Source organism: Pistricoccus aurantiacus (assembly GCF_007954585.1).
Classification (GTDB): domain Bacteria; phylum Pseudomonadota; class Gammaproteobacteria; order Pseudomonadales; family Halomonadaceae; genus Pistricoccus; species Pistricoccus aurantiacus.
Genome location: NZ_CP042382.1, coordinates 1454331 through 1472518 on the forward strand (window position 1 = coordinate 1454331; position 18188 = coordinate 1472518).

Annotated in this window: 17 protein-coding genes, 2 tRNA genes and 3 rRNA genes; 11 read left to right on the forward strand and 11 right to left on the reverse strand. The window is 57.8% G+C overall.

Going from position 1 to position 18188, the window contains the following annotated elements; genetic code table 11:
* Positions 1-2: 2 nt before the first annotated feature.
* Positions 3-896, reverse strand: a complete 894-nt coding sequence (ilvY, locus tag FGL86_RS07015) for an HTH-type transcriptional activator IlvY (RefSeq protein WP_147183907.1) — start codon at positions 894-896, stop codon at positions 3-5.
* Between the two features lie 115 nt (positions 897-1011).
* Between ilvY and ilvC the strand changes: the two genes are divergently transcribed.
* The 8 genes from ilvC (at position 1012) to FGL86_RS07055 (ending at position 8872) form a co-directional block, all read left to right on the forward strand.
* Positions 1012-2028: a ketol-acid reductoisomerase gene (gene ilvC, locus FGL86_RS07020; RefSeq protein ID WP_147183908.1), complete on the forward strand. Its 1017-nt coding sequence runs from the start codon at positions 1012-1014 to the stop codon at positions 2026-2028.
* A gap of 176 nt (positions 2029-2204) precedes the next feature.
* The gene (gene pssA, locus FGL86_RS07025; protein ID WP_147183909.1) at positions 2205-3044 is read left to right on the forward strand and encodes a CDP-diacylglycerol--serine O-phosphatidyltransferase; all 840 of its coding nucleotides are present in this window, start codon (positions 2205-2207) and stop codon (positions 3042-3044) included.
* A 242-nt stretch (positions 3045-3286) separates the two neighbouring features.
* A 16S ribosomal RNA gene (locus tag FGL86_RS07030) occupies positions 3287-4824 on the forward strand.
* Positions 4825-4916: 92 nt separating this feature from the next.
* Positions 4917-4993, forward strand: a tRNA-Ile gene (locus tag FGL86_RS07035).
* A gap of 101 nt (positions 4994-5094) precedes the next feature.
* Positions 5095-5170, forward strand: a tRNA-Ala gene (locus FGL86_RS07040).
* A 224-nt stretch (positions 5171-5394) separates the two neighbouring features.
* Positions 5395-8291: ribosomal RNA gene (locus FGL86_RS07045) — 23S ribosomal RNA — on the forward strand.
* A 96-nt stretch (positions 8292-8387) separates the two neighbouring features.
* Positions 8388-8503: ribosomal RNA gene (gene rrf / locus FGL86_RS07050) — 5S ribosomal RNA — on the forward strand.
* The 16S, 23S and 5S rRNA genes sit together here with 2 tRNA genes alongside, the layout of an rRNA operon.
* A gap of 171 nt (positions 8504-8674) precedes the next feature.
* Positions 8675-8872 (forward strand): hypothetical protein, encoded by a 198-nt coding sequence (locus FGL86_RS07055; protein WP_147183910.1) that lies wholly within the window; start codon positions 8675-8677, stop codon positions 8870-8872.
* Between the two features lie 93 nt (positions 8873-8965).
* Here the strand turns inward: FGL86_RS07055 and FGL86_RS07060 are convergent, their stop codons facing one another.
* On the reverse strand, positions 8966-9790 hold the full coding sequence (locus FGL86_RS07060) for a Tim44 domain-containing protein (RefSeq protein ID WP_147183911.1): 825 nt from the start codon (positions 9788-9790) through the stop codon (positions 8966-8968).
* Between the two features lie 117 nt (positions 9791-9907).
* On the opposite strand from FGL86_RS07060, the gene FGL86_RS07065 reads away from it, so the two are divergent.
* A complete protein-coding gene (locus FGL86_RS07065; protein WP_147183912.1) occupies positions 9908-10483 on the forward strand; it encodes an isochorismatase family protein in 576 nt (191 codons plus the stop codon).
* Between the two features lie 23 nt (positions 10484-10506).
* Here the strand turns inward: FGL86_RS07065 and yaaA are convergent, their stop codons facing one another.
* Complete coding sequence (gene yaaA / locus FGL86_RS07070; RefSeq protein ID WP_147183913.1) at positions 10507-11286, reverse strand: peroxide stress protein YaaA; 780 nt, start codon at positions 11284-11286, stop codon at positions 10507-10509.
* A 333-nt stretch (positions 11287-11619) separates the two neighbouring features.
* Between yaaA and FGL86_RS07075 the strand changes: the two genes are divergently transcribed.
* Entirely contained in the window at positions 11620-12135 is a 516-nt protein-coding gene (locus FGL86_RS07075) for a tetratricopeptide repeat protein (protein ID WP_147183914.1), read from the forward strand.
* Here FGL86_RS07075 and FGL86_RS07080 read toward each other — a convergent pair.
* The 7 genes from FGL86_RS07080 to FGL86_RS07110 form a co-directional block, all read right to left on the reverse strand.
* A complete protein-coding gene (locus tag FGL86_RS07080) occupies positions 12125-13102 on the reverse strand; it encodes an NAD(P)H-quinone oxidoreductase (protein ID WP_147183915.1) in 978 nt (325 codons plus the stop codon). The two genes, FGL86_RS07075 and FGL86_RS07080, sit on opposite strands and share 11 nt — an antisense overlap.
* A gap of 25 nt (positions 13103-13127) precedes the next feature.
* Positions 13128-13679 (reverse strand): LOG family protein, encoded by a 552-nt coding sequence (locus FGL86_RS07085; RefSeq protein WP_147183916.1) that lies wholly within the window; start codon positions 13677-13679, stop codon positions 13128-13130.
* Between the two features lie 63 nt (positions 13680-13742).
* Positions 13743-14264 carry a DUF501 domain-containing protein gene (locus FGL86_RS07090; protein ID WP_147183917.1) on the reverse strand — a complete coding sequence of 174 codons (522 nt, stop codon included), beginning with the start codon at positions 14262-14264 and terminating at the stop codon, positions 13743-13745.
* A complete protein-coding gene (locus FGL86_RS07095) occupies positions 14265-14558 on the reverse strand; it encodes a hypothetical protein (protein WP_147183918.1) in 294 nt (97 codons plus the stop codon).
* A gap of 82 nt (positions 14559-14640) precedes the next feature.
* A complete protein-coding gene (ybaK, locus tag FGL86_RS07100) occupies positions 14641-15111 on the reverse strand; it encodes a Cys-tRNA(Pro) deacylase (protein ID WP_147183919.1) in 471 nt (156 codons plus the stop codon).
* Positions 15108-15512, reverse strand: coding sequence for an acyl-CoA thioesterase (locus FGL86_RS07105; protein WP_147183920.1), 405 nt, complete (start codon positions 15510-15512; stop codon positions 15108-15110). Before FGL86_RS07105 ends, ybaK begins: the two co-directional genes overlap by 4 nt.
* Before the next feature lie 69 nt (positions 15513-15581).
* On the reverse strand, positions 15582-16007 hold the full coding sequence (locus tag FGL86_RS07110; protein WP_147183921.1) for a hypothetical protein: 426 nt from the start codon (positions 16005-16007) through the stop codon (positions 15582-15584).
* Positions 16008-16048: 41 nt separating this feature from the next.
* Here FGL86_RS07110 and FGL86_RS07115 point away from each other — a divergent pair, with 41 nt between their 5' ends.
* On the forward strand, positions 16049-17233 hold the full coding sequence (locus tag FGL86_RS07115; protein WP_147183922.1) for a MalY/PatB family protein: 1185 nt from the start codon (positions 16049-16051) through the stop codon (positions 17231-17233).
* Here the strand turns inward: FGL86_RS07115 and FGL86_RS07120 are convergent.
* Positions 17217-18140 (reverse strand): thioredoxin family protein, encoded by a 924-nt coding sequence (locus FGL86_RS07120; RefSeq protein WP_147183923.1) that lies wholly within the window; start codon positions 18138-18140, stop codon positions 17217-17219. The two genes, FGL86_RS07115 and FGL86_RS07120, sit on opposite strands and share 17 nt — an antisense overlap.
* Positions 18141-18188: the final 48 nt, after the last annotated feature.

Consider the following 18188-nt stretch of genomic DNA (forward strand, 5'->3'; position numbering starts at 1 on the left):
TTTTATGCGCTTCTGTTGTGCACCTCCGCCCATAAGGCGCGGATCAGCGGATTTTTCAGACGGCGCTTGGCGACGCACAAGCCTACGTCGTAGTAAGGCAGCTCCGGCTTGACCGGCAGCACACGTATGCGGTTCGCCAGAGGGCTGTTGTCGAGCACGATACGTGGCACTATGCCGATACCGAAACCGAGGCCTACCATGCTGACGATGGCCTCGTTGCCGGCGACCTGGGCGTAGATATGCGGCGTGATGCCCAAGGCGCGAAACCAGGTATCGCTGTATTCCCGAGAAAGCCCCGTTTCCGAAAGGATCATCGGCACGCTGGACCACTGCTCGGCGGTGGGTTCCTCGGGATGACGCGGCTGCCAGTCGGCGCCATCCCGTGGGGCAATAAAGACCAGAGGTGAGGTGGTCAGTGATTTGAAGGCCAAGTTTTCCGGCGGTCGGCGCGGGCGAGGGGTGATGGCGATATCTTCGTCGCCGGCCAGCACCCGAGCCATTGAATCCGCCGGGTCGCCGGTGTGAAGCTTGAGTTCGATACGCGGATGGCGTCTTCGGAAATCGCTGAGCAGTTCATACAGAAAGCTATAGCTGGCGGTGACAGAGCAGTAGATGCTGATCTCGCCGCTCAGGGCATCGCTCTCTTCCATCAGAGCGTTACGGATCAGTTCCCATTGTTCCAGGGTTTCCCGCGCATAATCGACAAAGCGCCGGCCCTGGGGGGTCAGTACAACATGACGATTGTCACGCTCGAAGAGCGCCGCGCCTAGGCTTTCCTCGAGTTGGCGAATCGAGCGGCTCAGGGTGGAAGGGCTGATATGGCAGGCATTGCTGGCGCGCCCGAAATGCAGAAGCTCCGCGAGACGTAAAAAGTGGTTCAGCGAGCGTAAATCCATGGCAGTGTTTCATCAGGTGGTTTATTACGTTGCAAATATAGCGTTTTACGCAACGCTTTGCCTGTCGTATGGTGAATCCATCGTCGTTCAGCCCACCTGATTCAAGGAACACTTCATGCGCGTTTATTACGATAAGGATTGCGATCTCTCACTTATCCAAGGCAAGAAAGTCGCCATCGTCGGCTATGGTTCCCAGGGCCATGCCCATGCCAATAACCTCAAGGAATCCGGCGTCGATGTGACCGTGGCGCTGCGTCACGGATCTTCCTCCGCGGCCAAGGCAGAAAACGCCGGATTGCAGGTCGCTTCCGTGGCGGATGCCTGCAAGAGCGCGGATGTTGTCATGATTTTGGCGCCGGACGAAAACCAGAAGGCCATCTACGAGCAGGAAGTCGAGCCGAATCTCAAGGAAGGCGCAACCCTGGCCTTCGCTCACGGTTTCAATATCCATTACAACCAGGTCGAGCCGCGTCAGGATCTGGACGTTATAATGATCGCCCCCAAGGCACCGGGTCATACGGTGCGTTCCGAATTCGTTAAGGGGGGCGGCATTCCGGACCTGATCGCCGTGCATCAGGACGCCTCCGGTAACGCCAAGGAACTAGCACTATCCTATGCGGCGGCCATTGGCGGCGGGCGTAGCGGTATCATCGAAACCACCTTCAAGGATGAAACCGAGACCGACCTGTTCGGCGAGCAGGCGGTGCTCTGCGGCGGCGCGGTGGAACTGGTCAAGGCAGGCTTCGAGACGCTGACCGAGGCGGGCTATGCCCCGGAGATGGCCTACTTCGAGTGTCTGCACGAACTCAAACTGATCGTCGATCTGATGTACGAGGGCGGCATCGCCAACATGAACTATTCCATTTCCAATAATGCGGAATACGGCGAGTACGTGACCGGTCAGGAAATCATCAACGAACAGTCCCGGGCGGCGATGCGCAATGCGCTCAAGCGTATTCAGACCGGCGAATACGCTAAGATGTTCATCAACGAAGGCAACAGCAATTATCCGTCGATGACCGCGCGCCGTCGCTTGAACGCGGAACACGACATCGAGCAGGTCGGTGCCAAGCTGCGGGCCATGATGCCCTGGATCGCCGCCAACCAGCTGGTGGACAAATCCAAGAACTAAATCGCTACGCCCTCATTAATAGCGTTGTTTGTGGCGAGCCCGAACAAGCAAACAGAAGATGGTGAAAAGGCGCGGATATCCGCGCCTTTTTCATGAGCGGCTATTGTTGTCTCGAACTCTGTGTAGAATAAGGCATCATTGCAAGAGGCGTTTTACCAATCAACGGATGAGGCCTTATGAATCAGGATTTCAGCAAGCCCAATCACGAAGATAGCGAAAAGGAATCGGACGAAGATATCACCGCCACTTTTCTCCGTGAAACCGAAGTGGTGGAAGAGTCTGTCGAAGATGGCAAGAAGATAAGGCGTAAAGGAATCTATCTGCTGCCGAACCTGTTTACGACTTCCGCCTTGTTTTCCGGGTTCTTTGCGGTGGTGGCGGGGATCGATGGCGACTTTACCGCCGCCGCCATTGCCATCTTCGTCTCCATGGTGCTCGACGGACTGGATGGACGTGTGGCCAGGATGACCAATACGCAAAGCGCCTTCGGTGCGGAATACGATAGCCTGGCGGATATGCTGTCCTTCGGCGTTGCCCCGGCGCTTGTGGCCTTTACCTGGATACTGCAGGATATTGGCAAGACCGGCTGGATCGTGGCTTTTCTCTTCATGGCCTGCGCGGCGCTGCGCCTGGCTCGCTTCAACGTCCAACTAGGTTCTACCGACAAGAAATGGTTTATCGGCTTGCCGAGTCCCTCCGCGGCGGCGGTGGTGGCTGCAAGCGTCTGGACGTTTCATAGCTTCGACGCGGAAGCCTTGGGCTATAAAGTCTGGATGCTGGTGGTTGTGGCCGCGGCCGGCCTGCTGATGGTCAGCAATATTCGCTATTACAGCTTCAAGGATGTCGATCCCAAGGGTCCGGTACCTTTTGTTGTGCTACTGGCCATTGTACTGGCGTTCGTAGTGATTTCCGTCGAACCCTCGGTCATGCTGCTACTATTGTTCGGCGCCTACGTGCTATCCGGCCCTATTATGGCCCTGACACGCAAGATTCGCGGCAATCGTCGGAAGGCTTAAGTTTTTTCATTTTACCCCTTGCGCTTTATCGTTTGGGGTCGTAAAGTACGCATCCGCTGCTGAGGCCACTCTGGCTGCAGCAGCTGCTCTTTAACAATCGATCAGGTAATTCATGTGGGCGCTTGTTGGCGTGAGGGGTGTTATCTCTTATGCAAGACAAGCGACTCGTCAAAGAGACGTTTGACTTGAACCGAGATTGGTCCGCTTCTTCCCGTTGGGGAAGGCAAGGACTATCAAGCTTTTAACTGAAGAGTTTGATCATGGCTCAGATTGAACGCTGGCGGCAGGCCTAACACATGCAAGTCGAGCGGCAGCACGGAAAGCTTGCTTTCTGGTGGCGAGCGGCGGACGGGTGAGTAATGCATAGGAATCTACCCAGTAGCGGGGGATAACCTGGGGAAACCCAGGCTAATACCGCATACGCCCTACGGGGGAAAGCGGGGGACCATTTGGCCTCGCACTATTGGATGAGCCTATGTCGGATTAGCTGGTTGGTGAGGTAACGGCTCACCAAGGCGACGATCCGTAGCTGGTCTGAGAGGATGATCAGCCACATCGGGACTGAGACACGGCCCGAACTCCTACGGGAGGCAGCAGTGGGGAATATTGGACAATGGGGGGAACCCTGATCCAGCCATGCCGCGTGTGTGAAGAAGGCCCTCGGGTTGTAAAGCACTTTCAGCGGGGAAGAAGGCGTGGTGGTTAATAGCCGCCACGAGCGACATCACCCGCAGAAGAAGCACCGGCTAACTCCGTGCCAGCAGCCGCGGTAATACGGAGGGTGCAAGCGTTAATCGGAATTACTGGGCGTAAAGCGCGCGTAGGTGGCGTGTCACGCCGGGTGTGAAAGCCCCGGGCTCAACCTGGGAATGGCATCCGGAACGGGCAGGCTAGAGTGCAGGAGAGGAAGGTGGAATTCCCGGTGTAGCGGTGAAATGCGTAGAGATCGGGAGGAATACCAGTGGCGAAGGCGGCCTTCTGGACTGACACTGACACTGAGGTGCGAAAGCGTGGGTAGCAAACAGGATTAGATACCCTGGTAGTCCACGCCGTAAACGATGTCGACTAGCCGTTGGGTCCCTTGAGGACTTGGTGGCGCAGTTAACGCGATAAGTCGACCGCCTGGGGAGTACGGCCGCAAGGTTAAAACTCAAATGAATTGACGGGGGCCCGCACAAGCGGTGGAGCATGTGGTTTAATTCGATGCAACGCGAAGAACCTTACCTACCCTTGACATCCTGCGAACCCGAGAGAGATCTCGGGGTGCCTTCGGGAGCGCAGAGACAGGTGCTGCATGGCTGTCGTCAGCTCGTGTTGTGAAATGTTGGGTTAAGTCCCGTAACGAGCGCAACCCCTATCCCTATTTGCCAGCGATTCGGTCGGGAACTCTAGGGAGACTGCCGGTGACAAACCGGAGGAAGGTGGGGACGACGTCAAGTCATCATGGCCCTTACGGGTAGGGCTACACACGTGCTACAATGGCCGGTACAAAGGGTTGCGAAGCGGCGACGTGAAGCCAATCCCAGAAAGCCGGCCTCAGTCCGGATCGGAGTCTGCAACTCGACTCCGTGAAGTCGGAATCGCTAGTAATCGTGAATCAGAATGTCACGGTGAATACGTTCCCGGGCCTTGTACACACCGCCCGTCACACCATGGGAGTGGACTGCACCAGAAGTGGTTAGCCTAACTTAGGAGGGCGATCACCACGGTGTGGTTCATGACTGGGGTGAAGTCGTAACAAGGTAGCCGTAGGGGAACCTGCGGCTGGATCACCTCCTTAACCGATGACCGCCTTGCCCGGCAAGTGCCCACACTGAATTACCTGATCAGATAGAGCAAAGACTGTTGGGGTATAGGCCCAGCGGGACCTGCGGGTCTGTAGCTCAGTTGGTTAGAGCGCACCCCTGATAAGGGTGAGGTCGGCAGTTCGAGTCTGCCCAGACCCACCACTCTTCTCGCTCAGTGGGTGAGAGCGCCCCCACTGGGGTGAAATAAAGAGGAGGGTGAGGGCGCCGGGGTCTTTCGCGTCTGCCCAGACCCACCATTCGATGGGGCCATAGCTCAGCTGGGAGAGCGCCTGCCTTGCACGCAGGAGGTCAGCGGTTCGATCCCGCTTGGCTCCACCATTCTCCCCCATCGGTTATCGCGATCCATCGTGAGTAGTGATAAGGCTTCGTCAAGCAGCGTCGACGACGAGGAATTATCACTGTTTTCGAACAGTCTGCTCTTTAACAATGCACATCATGCTGACAAGTTCTTTCTTTGGAAAGAATGCAAGATACGCTCAAGCGTATCCGGCGACGTTGTGTCATCGCGACCCACCGATGGGTGAGACCCCTTCGGGTTATATGGTCAAGCGATGAAGCGCATACGGTGGATGCCTAGGCAGCCAGAGGCGATGAAAGACGTGGAAGCCTGCGAAAAGGCTCGGTGAGGTGGCAACCAACCTGTGACCCGGGCATGTCTGAATGGGGCAACCCACTTCGTGTAAGCGAAGTATCCTTTTCTGAATCCATAGGGAAAGGAGGCGAACCGGGGGAACTGAAACATCTCAGTACCCCGAGGAACAGAAATCAACCGAGATTCCCCCAGTAGCGGCGAGCGACCGGGGACTAGCCCTTAAGCGTGTGACGGATTAGACGAAGGCGTTGGGAAGCGCCGCCGTAGCGGGTGATAGCCCCGTAGTCGAAAATCCGATCACGTGAAAACGAGTAGGTCGGGGCACGTGAAACCTTGACTGAAGACGGGGGGACCATCCTCCAAGGCTAAATACTCCTGGCTGACCGATAGTGAACCAGTACCGTGAGGGAAAGGCGAAAAGAACCCCAGTGAGGGGAGTGAAATAGATCCTGAAACCGTATGCGTACAAGCAGTGGGAGCACGTTTTTCGTGTGACTGCGTACCTTTTGTATAATGGGTCAGCGACTTATTCTCAGTAGCGAGCTTAACCGGGTAGGGGAGGCGTAGGGAAACCGAGTCTTAACAGGGCGACGAGTTGCTGGGAATAGACCCGAAACCGGGCGATCTATCCATGAGCAGGGTGAAGGTTGAGTAACATCAACTGGAGGCCCGAACCCAAGTATGTTGAAAAATGCTGGGATGACTTGTGGATCGGAGTGAAAGGCTAATCAAGCCCGGAGATAGCTGGTTCTCCTCGAAAGCTATTTAGGTAGCGCCTCACGTAGCACCACCGGGGGTAGAGCACTGTTTCGGCTAGGGGGTCATCCCGACTTACCAACCCGAGGCAAACTCCGAATACCGGTGAGTGACGCGTGGGAGACACACAGCGGGTGCTAACGTCCGTTGTGAAAAGGGCAACAACCCAGACCGTCAGCTAAGGTCCCCAAATGCTGGTTAAGTGGGAAACGAGGTGGGAAGGCGAAGACAGCTAGGAGGTTGGCTTAGAAGCAGCCATCCTTGAAAGAAAGCGTAATAGCTCACTAGTCGAGTCGGCCTGCGCGGAAGATGTAACGGGGCTAAACCAGCTACCGAAGCTACGGGTGAGTCCTTGTTTTCGAATAGGGATTCGCGGTAGAGGAGCGTCGTGTACGCCGGTGAAGGTCAGTCGAGAGGCTGGCTGGAGGTATCACGAGTGCGAATGCTGACATGAGTAACGATAAGGGATGTGAAAACCATCCCCGCCGGAAGACCAAGGGTTTCTGTTCGACGCTAATCGGAGCAGAGTGAGTCGGCCCCTAAGGCGAGGCGGAAACGCGTAGCCGATGGGAAACGGGTCAATATTCCCGTACCTCAGGACATTGCGATGGGGGGACGAAGAAGGCTAGGTGAGCCAGGCGTTGGTGGTCCTGGTGAAAGTGCGTAGGCCGAGACGACAGGCAAATCCGTCGTCTCAAGGCCGAGACACGAAACGAACGGACCTCGGTCCGGAAGTCATTGATGCCACGCTTCCAGGAAAAGCCTCTAAGCTTCAGATGTCATGAGACCGTACCCCAAACCGACACAGGTGGTCAGGGTGAGAATCCTCAGGCGCTTGAGAGAACTCGGGTGAAGGAACTAGGCAAAATGGTGCCGTAACTTCGGGAGAAGGCACGCCGCTGTCAGGTGACGCCCCTTGCGGGTTTAGCCCAGAGCGGTCGAAGATACCAGGTGGCTGCAACTGTTTATTAAAAACACAGCACTCTGCCAACGCGCAAGCGGACGTATAGGGTGTGACGCCTGCCCGGTGCCGGAAGGTTAAGTGATGACGTTAGCTCACGCGAAGCGTTTGATCGAAGCCCCGGTAAACGGCGGCCGTAACTATAACGGTCCTAAGGTAGCGAAATTCCTTGTCGGGTAAGTTCCGACCTGCACGAATGGCGTAATGATGGCCACGCTGTCTCCACCCGAGACTCAGTGAAATTGAAATCGCCGTGAAGATGCGGTGTACCCGCGGCTAGACGGAAAGACCCCGTGAACCTTTACTATAGCTTCACACGGGACGCCGATGTTGCTTGTGTAGGATAGCTGGGAGGCTTGGAACCGGTGACGCCAGTTGCCGGGGAGCCGCCCTTGAAATACCAGCCTGGCATCATTGGCGTTCTAACTCAGGCCCGTCATCCGGGTCGAGGACAGTGTGTGGTGGGTAGTTTGACTGGGGCGGTCTCCTCCTAAAGGGTAACGGAGGAGCACGAAGGTACCCTCAGCACGGTTGGAAATCGTGCACTGAGTGCAAGAGCATAAGGGTGCTTGACTGCGAGACGGACAGGTCGAGCAGGGTCGAAAGACGGTTCTAGTGATCCGGTGGTTCTGTATGGAAGGGCCATCGCTCAACGGATAAAAGGTACTCCGGGGATAACAGGCTGATACCGCCCAAGAGTTCACATCGACGGCGGTGTTTGGCACCTCGATGTCGGCTCATCACATCCTGGGGCTGAAGTCGGTCCCAAGGGTATGGCTGTTCGCCATTTAAAGTGGTACGCGAGCTGGGTTTAGAACGTCGTGAGACAGTTCGGTCCCTATCTGCCGTGGGCGTTGGAGATTTGAGAAGCGCTGCTCCTAGTACGAGAGGACCGGAGTGGACGCACCGCTGGTGTTCGGGTTGTCATGCCAATGGCACTGCCCGGTAGCTATGTGCGGACGGGATAACCGCTGAAAGCATCTAAGCGGGAAGCCCCCTTCAAGATGAGATCTCCCCGAGACGCAAGTCTCCTGAAGGACCCTCGAAGACGACGAGGTCGATAGGCGCGCTGTGGACGCACCGCAAGGTGTTGAGCTAACGCGTACTAATGGTCCGTGAGGCTTGACCATATAACCCCAAGGGGTCTGGGTGACCGACCCGCCGGATACGCGAGCGTAGCGTCAGCATGATGGCATTGTGTGATGACGCCGGTCATCGCCGTTTTGCCTGACGACCACAGCGAGCGGGTCCCACCTGAATCCATGCCGAACTCAGCCGTGAAACCGCCCAGCGCCGATGGTAGTGTGGGGTCTCCCCATGCGAGAGTAGGTCATCGTCAGGCCCCTCTCCCCACCCCCAGCCAGCAATGGCTGGGGGTGCTTGCGTTTAGTCGCTGGTTATCTGTTACCGTTTGGTACAAAAGCTTGTCAATCCGTGCTGGTGAAACAATAGAAGTCTCGCTATTGTGGAATAGCTAAATTACGCGGTTCACTGATCTCAAAAGGAGGCACCGATGAATGCAAGCCTGTTACGCAAGTTAGGCATCGCGCTATTGATGGCTTTGATGTTGGGTGGTGTTGCCGCCTGTGACAATGAAGGACCTGCAGAACAAGCCGGTGAAAATGTTGACGAGGCTGTAGACGATGCTGGAGACAGCATGGAGGAGATGGGCGATAACGTGGAAGAGTCCGCGGAGGACGCTCAAAACTGATCCATTTCCATGACTGCTACACAATCAGGCCGGGCAATCGCCCGGCCTGATTGGGTTGTTATGGCGCTAGCCCGGTATCGGACACCGTCTTCTTTAGGCGCCAGGGTTTTGCTCGATTCCCTGTACGTACCAAGGAGCGTCCTCACGTAATTCACGAATCAGGTGCCAGGTTTCGTTGAATTCGTTCTGCTCGCCATTCTCATCGAGAACCCCGTGGAAGATAACCGTAGCTTCGGCCTGACTGTCATGCTCCCTGATATCTCCTAGCTCGGCAAATAGCCTCAAAATTTCGGTGCGATTGTTGGCAGGCTGGGCGGCGCGCTCCTCTCTCAATAAATTATAAAGCTCCGGAGTGACATACTCCTGAATCTCCTTGAAGTCATTATTGTCCCAGGCTCGCTGAAGCGTCATGAAGTGCTCCTTGGCACCTCCAAGAAAACGCTCCTTGTCAAACCACTCCGGTTGCGGGCTGCAGGCTGCAGGCTGGCTGTCAGCGCCGCTGGAAGACCCCCGGAAGACTGCCGCGGGGGTAGCCTGTTCGCGCCGCTGGCTTGGTCCCCCGGCAGTAGCTTGTCGCCGCCTCGCGATAAATCGGAACACCAGAAAGGCAATCCCTGCAACCAGCAGAATGTCCAGGAAGCGTATGCCGTCGAAGGCGCCGCCGAAAAACAGCGAGGCCAGAAGCCCGCCCGCCAACAAGCCGGCGAAAGGCCCTGCAAAGCGTGACAGTCCACTTGACGGCTTTCGCTGAGTCTGGGCGTTACTGGCGGTACGATTGGGAGCGGCGTTGTCGCTCTTGGCGGAGCGGGAATAGGAGCCGAAGCTTTTACCCCCGCCCATGCGTCTTGCATCCGCATGGTCGACGGCGAGGCCGAAGCTCATCAAGCCCACCAGCAGCACGGCGAAAAAGTTGCGCATTGTCGTGTCAATCTCCGAGATGGATAAGGGGATACCCTGCAAGCATACCTGCTTGTGAGGCTATGCTGAATCCGTGGGCTTCATCGTCGTTCCAAATACCTGACAAAGAGACTCCTCATGCGTATTAAATGTTCCCATAGCCTGTTCTTGATCGTGGACTTGCAGAAAGCGCTACTGCCGGTGATAGACGGCAGCGATCAAGCGGTAAACGAGGCCATCTGGTTAGGCAGCCTGGCCCAGACCCTGGACGTGCCGGTGTGGTTAACAGAGCAGTACCCTCAGGGGCTGGGCGGTACCGAGCCGCGCTTGATCGAAGCCTTGCCGAACGCTCGGCTGTGGCAGAAATCGCATTTCGGCGCTCATGATGAAACAGATTTTGCCGAGGCCTTGGCGGCGCTGGAGCGTCGCCAGGTGGTGATCTGCGGTACTGAAGCGCATATCTGCGTGATGCAGACGGCACTCAGCCTGCTGGAAGCGGGCTATGAAGTCTATTGGCTGGTGGAAGCTACGGCGAGCCGTCGCCAGGATGAAGCAAAGCTTGCCATGGCAAGAGTGCAGGCCGCGGGCGGTGTACCGGTGACTGCGGATATGGTGGCCTATGAATGGCTAGAGCGCTGCGACAACGAGCGTTTCAAGCAGGCGCATCGTCAATTCCTCAAGAAGCGCTCCGCAAGGCCGCTGCGCTTCGTTTAAGGATAGTGATCTTACAAGGTCAATCAGCGTTCGCTTCCGCTGCGGATAAAGGTTGGACTGTCGTCCTGGGACATGGCGGCATTGAAGCGATAGCCTGCCACGTCGAAATCTTTGAGCATCTGTGGGTCGTCGAGCCGCTGACGAATCATCCAGGCGCTCATCAGACCTCGCGCCTTCTTTGCATAGAAGCTGATGATCTTGTACTGGCCGTTCTTCTCGTCCTTGAAGATTGGCGTAATGATCCGGGCATCGAGCCTGTTTGTGTCGATTGCCTTGAAATATTCCTGAGACGCCAGGTTGATCAGCACCGCACTGCCGCTATCGACGATGGCCTGGCTCAAGGCGTCGGTCAAGGTATCTTTCCAGAAAGCGTAGAGGTCCTTGCCGGCAGGATTAGGCAGCCGTGTGCCCATTTCCAGACGATAGGGCTGAATCAGATCCAGCGGCCGCAACAGGCCATAAAGTCCGGAAAGAATGCGTAAATGGCTCTGGGCAAAGGCATTGTCTTGTTCGTCGAAAGTATCCGCCTCCAGCCCCACATAAACATCTCCTTGAAAGGCTTGTGCCGCCTGTTTGGCGTTATCCGGTGTAAAAGGCGTGCCCCATTCTGCGTAGCGGGCCGCATTGAGCCCCGCAAGCTTGTCGCTGACACCCATCAGTCGGGAAAGATCTGTCGGCGAAAAGTCGCGCAGGATATCGACCAACTGCCGGCTTCGCTCAAGATGATCCGGAAGCGAGTATTTCTCCGTAGTGGAAGGCGTAGCAAAATCCAGTGTCTTTGCCGGAGAAAGAATACTCAGCATATTGGGCTCCGTGAGGCAATGAGTGTCGGCGCATCATTGTATACCAACGTCGAGCCGGCGCCGAACAAGGGATGAGTCGATAGGCTGTTCTTCTCATTGCCGATAAAACGTCGTGGTTTACTGAGAAGAATCGTACTTTGCTAGTGGATCATGGCAGGGGTTGAGTCATGACAAAGGTAGGCGTATGCTAGCCGGCCCATCGTTTGTATTGCAGTGCAGCACAATATCGCAGACAATGAACGGTGGGCGATACGCAACGTTGCGTCGACGGTGATGTCAAGAAGCAGTCGCTTGATGTCATTTTCTCAGCATACAGGATTGAGGGCGTTTGCCATGCAACAGGCATCTTCTCTGTTCACAAGGCTTGAATATCGTCTGGCGGAGCAGCTATTTCATCATCGCTGGCTGCCGCGCTCTCCGCGAACCCAGCGTTTGACCATGCGGCTATTTCAGCGTTGCGCCAAGGCAGGCCATGTCGGCGCATTATCGACCTATGGTCACATGCTGTTCCATCGTGGCTCCAGCCCTCAGGACAAGGCGCGCGGCGCTCGCTACGTTGTGGAAGCTGCGCATAATGGCGATATGCGTGCTCAGTATCAGGCTGGCTGGATCTATGAGCACGGTTGCGCGCAATACCCGCGGCGTGAAGACCACGCGGTGACCTGGTATGCGCGAGCCGGAGAAGCGGGACATCCCTTGGCCGCGGATCGTTTGGCGAAAGCCTATCGCGCCGGTTCGCTGGGGCTGGCGGTGGATGCGCAGCGCGCCGAACACTGGCAAAAACTGGCGGACCGTCAGCTCGACGCGGCTACTCAAGAAGCGCTGCCCCAGGCGACCGTCAATCATTGAGTTCGTCGTCGATACATAGCAGCACCTTGCCGATGCCGTCGTTGTCTTCCAGGTATTGCATGGCGTCTTCGACCTGCCGGATCGGCCAGGTGCGATCGATCAAGGGTATGATTTCACCGCTTTCGAAGCGAGGCCAGGCATGCTCGTAAAGCGCGTCCAGGATGGCGCCCTTGGCTGTGGAGGACTGGCTCCGTAGGGTCGACCCGATGATACGCTGACGTTTCATCAGCAGGCGCCCTAAATCAAGTTCGGCGCTTCTGCCTCCCAGCAACCCGATGATGATCAGACGACCATCGGCGTTCAGCACTCGCTGGTTATCGCCGAGATAGCTTCCTCCCACCGGATCGAGAATCAGATCGGCGCCACCGAATGCCTTGACCGCTTCGACAAAGCTGCCTTGATGGCGGTTCCAGCCCGTGGAAGCACCTAGCTTCATGCAGAAATCGATCTTGGCATCGCTGCCTACGGTGACGAAACACGAATGCTCGAAGGCATTGCAGAGTTGGATAGCCGCAGTGCCGACGCCGCTGGCACCTGCATGGACCAGCACGCGCTCCCCGGATGACAAACCGCCTTCCATGAAAAGATTCAGCCAGGCGGTGGCGAAGACTTCCGGTATCGCCGCCGCGTCTCGCAGGCTGATCCCTTCGGGAACCGGCAACACCTGCCGCTCGGACACGATCACCTCTTCCGCGTAGCCGCCCCCGGCAAGCAGGGCGCAGACCCGATCGCCCACCCGAAACCGCTCCACGTTCGAACCGACCTGGCTAACGGTGCCGCTGACCTCAAGCCCCATGATGTCGGATTCTCCCGGCGGAGGCGGATAGTTGCCGGCGCGTTGGCCCAGGTCGGCATGGTTCACCCCGGCCCAGACGACGTGGATCTTCAGCTTCCCGGGACCCGGGTCTCCAAGCGATGGCTGTTCGCGCCACTCCAGCGTTTGATCGTTCAAGATAATCGCGTGCATGCTAAGTTCCCCCGTCCTTGAAATATCACTTCGTCGAAAGCCGCGCCTCTATGGCATCAAGCAACGCCTCCGGCGATGGGGCGGCGATCAGTTCCCGGCGTGTAGGAGCATCAAGAAAGCCCTGTTCGACGACCTGATCGAGAAAGCTCAGTAGCGGAGTGTAAAAGCCCTGGCTGTCAAGCACTCCTATCGGCTTGTCGTGCAGGCCAAGATACTGCCAGGTCCAGGTTTCAAAAAGCTCCTCCAAGGTGCCGATGCCGCCGGGCAGGGCAATAAACGCATCCGCATGCTTTTCCATGAGTGATTTTCGCTCGTGCATGTTGGCCACTCGTATCAGTTCATGCAGCCCGAGATGCGCCTGCTCCCGCTCGACGAGCTGATGAGGAATGATGCCGATAGCCCTGCCACCGGCCTGCATGACACTATCCGCCAAGGCGCCCATCAAGCCGACTCGCGCCCCTCCGTAGACCAGCGTGTGGCCCCGTTGCGTCATGGCGAGGCCGAGCGCTTCCGCAGCCTGACGAAAGGCGGAAACCTTGCCCTCTCGTGAGCCCAGGTACACGCAGATAGTTGCCATGTTTTCTCCTTGGTTGGATGATTTTTTGCTTGATGATGAGATACACCATAGAAGCGAAGGGGGTCAGGGCAAGTCGTCCATGACGCCGTACTCCTCGTCCAGCCATTGGCCGATAACATTATGGCCGCATAAATGGTGGGCGTACTGGGTATGCAGACAGCGCACCTGATCCCAGTTGGCGATACCGCCGATGCCTCGTTCGCGCAAGATATTCGTGTAGCCAAGGCGTTCGACCTCACTACGCTGCAAAGGCGTCATGTATTGCCAGCGCTTGGCAACGTAGTCTTCGTGACTCGCATGATAGGCGGCCAGAAACGCCGGCTCCTGCTGGAGACGCGCCTCCAGCCCCTTGATGATGCCTTGGGCCTCGAGTCGAGAAAGCACCACCTTGAGCCGCTCGGAACACAGCCAGAACAGCGTGGGGAAGGGTTTGCCGTCGACGATGGGATTCATGCGCAACACCAGCGGCGTGCCTTCGCCATCCGTGGCGCCGAGCGCCTGGATGCCGCGAGGGGAGCGGCCGAGCTGATCGGCGATGATCGTGAGTTGGCGCTCGTCTGGCGGTATATCGGGGCAAATCACCATTTAGCCATCTCGCAAGAACTTGTTGGAGCGTCCCACGGCACGAAAGAATGCCTGATTGAGCTGTATCGGAGTGGGAACATAGCACCACTGGCGCTGGCAATAGTCATCGGCACGGACAATCAGCGCTTCGTAGAGGCGGTTGAAGGGCGAGTCGTAGTCGTAGGGATCCGCGCCGAACAAGCGGATGTGCGGGTAATCGGCGAAGCGGTCGATGAAGTAGCGTTCAAGATCCGCCTCGACGGCGCGATGCTGAGCCTTGTTCTCGGGATCCAGCCATAGATTGTAACGGATCACGTGCGCTTTCCTTGTGTCGGTTTTTTTATCGAATAACACGTTTTCGACAGCGTCCCGAGGCAATTGTCTCAGCGCGATGAATTCAACGACTCTGCAGCGCGGCGAAGCGCCCTTGGGTCAGCGCCAGAAGATCAGTGGGGGACAGAGCGACTTCCAGCCCGCGTCGTCCGCCGCTGACGTGAATTTCGCCCAGCGATTCCGCGCTGCTATCAAGAAAGGTGGCGAGCTTGTGCTTCTGACCCAAGGGGCTGATGCCGCCGAGCACGTAGCCGGTGGCGCGCTGGGCTTCCTGGGGATCCGCCAGCCTGGCCTTCTTGGCTCCGCCAGCCCGGGCCAAGGCCTTGAGATCGAGCCGGCAACTGACCGGGACAATGGCCACCACCAGCTGCCGATCGTCGAGTTTGCCCAGCAGCGTCTTGAACACCTCCGCCGTGGAAAGCCCTAACGCCTCCGCGGCTTCCTCGCCATAATCTCGGTTGCCCGGCGCATGATCATACTCCTCGAGTCGATAGCTGACCGCCGCGGCTTTCAGGGCATGAATCGCCGGCGTCATGCTTCGGCTTTTTCCTGAAGGTGGGCGTTCAAGGCTTCCCGCAGTTCGCCTTCGATGCGCAGGGTGCGTCTTTCCCGATGATCGTAATGCACCAATACGGTATTGCCTCTGGCCACCAGCCGACTTTCTTGCCGGGCTTCCTGAGTCACGGTAAAGGAGCTGTTGCCCAGGTGAGTCAGGTAGGTGCGAATTTCCACCGGCTTGCCATAGAATAGCTCTGCCATGAACTCGACGTCGTAACGGGCCAGGATCAGCTGCCACTTGGCGGGATCGAGATCCGGAGTGAACAGTCGAAACAGGTCGTTGCGGGCCAGTTCGAACCAGGTCGGCAGCCGGGTGTTGTTGACATGGCCCAAGGCATCCGTGTCATAGAAACCGATTTCCATAGTCTTCGTGAACATCGTGAACCTCCTTATCATTAATCCTGTCAGCATTACCTCTGGCCAATCGTTGGTCAAGACTCGCCAAGGCTAAAGCAGTCGCTGACGCCGTCTGTCCGCCCAAGCCTCCTTCAAGGCTTGCGTCAGGCTGTCGACGAGATGGGCGGGAAGCGCCGCGCGAGCCTGGTCGAAAGAATCGAAGCGCTGGTTACGTAGCCAGCAATACGCCCAGGCACAGGCCTCGAGATCATCCCGTGGCAGGGGGCGCCGGGGCATCTGTATCAGCAGAAACAGCGCCGTGCGTGCCGCCCACAAAGGAGGCTGCTTGTCGTGGCTCCAGTGTTTCAACTCGTCGCCATGCGGGGTTTTCTTGACGTCGCCGAGATTGGCCAGCCGCGCGGTATCCGCCAGGATCATCGCAAGGCGATCCGGCGAGGCCTGACCGATGGAAAGCCAGTGCTCGATCAGTCGCGACGCGCCACGCATCGCCTTGGCATAGAAAAAACTTTCAGGCATGTTCAAGGAGCCACCACTCGAATTGACCATAAGGAAGTGCCATGCAGCATGATTTTGCCACGCCCATCGAGCGTCGACATCCCCGGGCGCAGGGCCAGACGCCGGAATGGCCTTCCATGAAGTGGGGCCGCTATACACCTGACGTGCTGCCCCTTTGGGTCGCGGACATGGATTTTGTCTCCCCCCCCGCGGTAATGAAAGTTCTTCATGATCGCACTGAACACGGTGTCTTTGGCTACGGCGGCGTCCCGAATTCGCTACGCGACACGCTGTGCGCCTGGAGTCTCAAGCATTATGCCTGGAATATCGAGCCGGACTGGCAGCTATGGCTGCCCGGGGTGGTGCCGGCGCTGCATATCGCCAGCCTGGCGCTGACGGAGCCAGGCGAGGGCGTACTGACGGTGACGCCGATCTATCCGCCGTTTCTCAAGGTTGCCGACAACACCGGCCGCCTCAAGCAAACCGCTTCCCTGGCGGCGCCAATTACCTCCGGCGCACCCTGGCGGCTCGATCTGGAAGCGCTGGGAGAGGCTATCACGCCGGCCACCCGCCTGTTGCTATGGTGTCATCCGCATAATCCTACCGGGCGCATCTGGGACGAACAGGAACTCGCAGGGCTGGCGGAACTGGTCTGCCGTCACGATCTGCTGCTGGTATCCGATGAACTGCACTGCGATCTGTTATTGGAAGAAGACGCGCGACACCGACCGCTTGCAGCCATGTTCCCGGCGCTGGCCTCGCGTCTGGTGACTCTCTGGGCACCTTCCAAGACCTTCAATCTGGCGGGTCTGACCACCGCCTGCGCAGTGATTTCCGATGACAAGCTGCGCGCGCGATTTGCCGCCAAATGTCGTGGACTGATGCCGGAAACCAATGTGCTGGGGCTGGTAGCAGCGGAAGCCGCCTATGGGCAAGGCGAATCCTGGCGCCAGGAACTGTTGGAAACGCTGCGGAAGAATCGAGCGCGGCTGGTCGAGGCGGTCTCGTGCTGGCCTGGGGTCGAAATGCACCCGCCTGAGTCGACCTATCTCGCCTGGCTCGACCTGCGTCGGGCGGGGCTGGGAAAGAATCCGCAAAAGATTTTGCTGGAAGAAGCTCGGGTCGCGCTTTCCGACGGCGCAGATTTTGGCTGGCCCGGCTTTGTGCGATTGAACTTCGGCACGACGCCGGACCAGTTGAACGAGGCCCTGGACCGCCTGGATGTTCTACTCAATACAGCAGGGTGAACATGCGACGGCGATAGGTAACGGTCAGCGGATGATCCGCGCCCAGAGCATCGAAGACCCGTAGCAGGGTCTTGCGGGACAGGTCGTCGCCGTAGCTTCGATCCGTTTTCAGCAGGTCCAGCAAGGCCTCGAGACCCGCTTCGTAGTCACCGTCGGCAACCTTTCGCAGGGCAAGCTTGTAGCGTGCCTCGCTATCATCGCGTCCTGCCAGCGCCGCGAGTTCCTCCGCATCCGGCGCTTCCTCGCCGAACGCCAGGCGAGCGCGCACCCCACGGGCTTTGGGAGCGTCGCGATGTTCCGGGGGCAAGCCATCAAGAATCGCACTGGCGCGGTCCGGGTTGCCTTCCGCCAGCAGGGCGCCAGCCAGATCGATCCGGTAGTCGTAATGCTCAGGATTTGCCTGGGACAGCTGCTCGTAGATCGTACGCGCGGTGGCAGGGTCACCCGCGTCCAACGCGGCCCGGGCCTGTTCCTCCGGGCTTGGCGGCGCGTCTTCAGGCGCTTGGATGTATTTTCCAAGCCACTGGCGAATCTGACCTTCCGGCAGCGCCCCCTGAAACTCGTCATAAAGCTGACCCTGCATGATCAGCTTGACATCCGGCACGGAACGGATGCCGAGCTGAGCGGCGATCTGCTGATTCTCCTCGATATTGAGCTTGGCCAGCACGAAGGCGCCCTGATATTCCCTGGCCAGTTTCTCGAGCACCGGCATCAGATTCTTGCAAGGCTCGCACCAGGGCGCCCAGCAATCGAGCACCACCGGCGTCTGCATCGAACCTTCCAGTATCTGCTGGAAGTTGTTCATGTCCATGTCGACGATATAAGTCGCCGGATCCGGTGCGGTTGAAGAAGTCGTGCTGCCGCGCTGCGTGTTGAGCGGATCGCCGCTGGGGTCGATGATTGCCATGAAGCTACCTTGAAATTTGGGGATTTTGATTCAAGATGCGGCTGATGC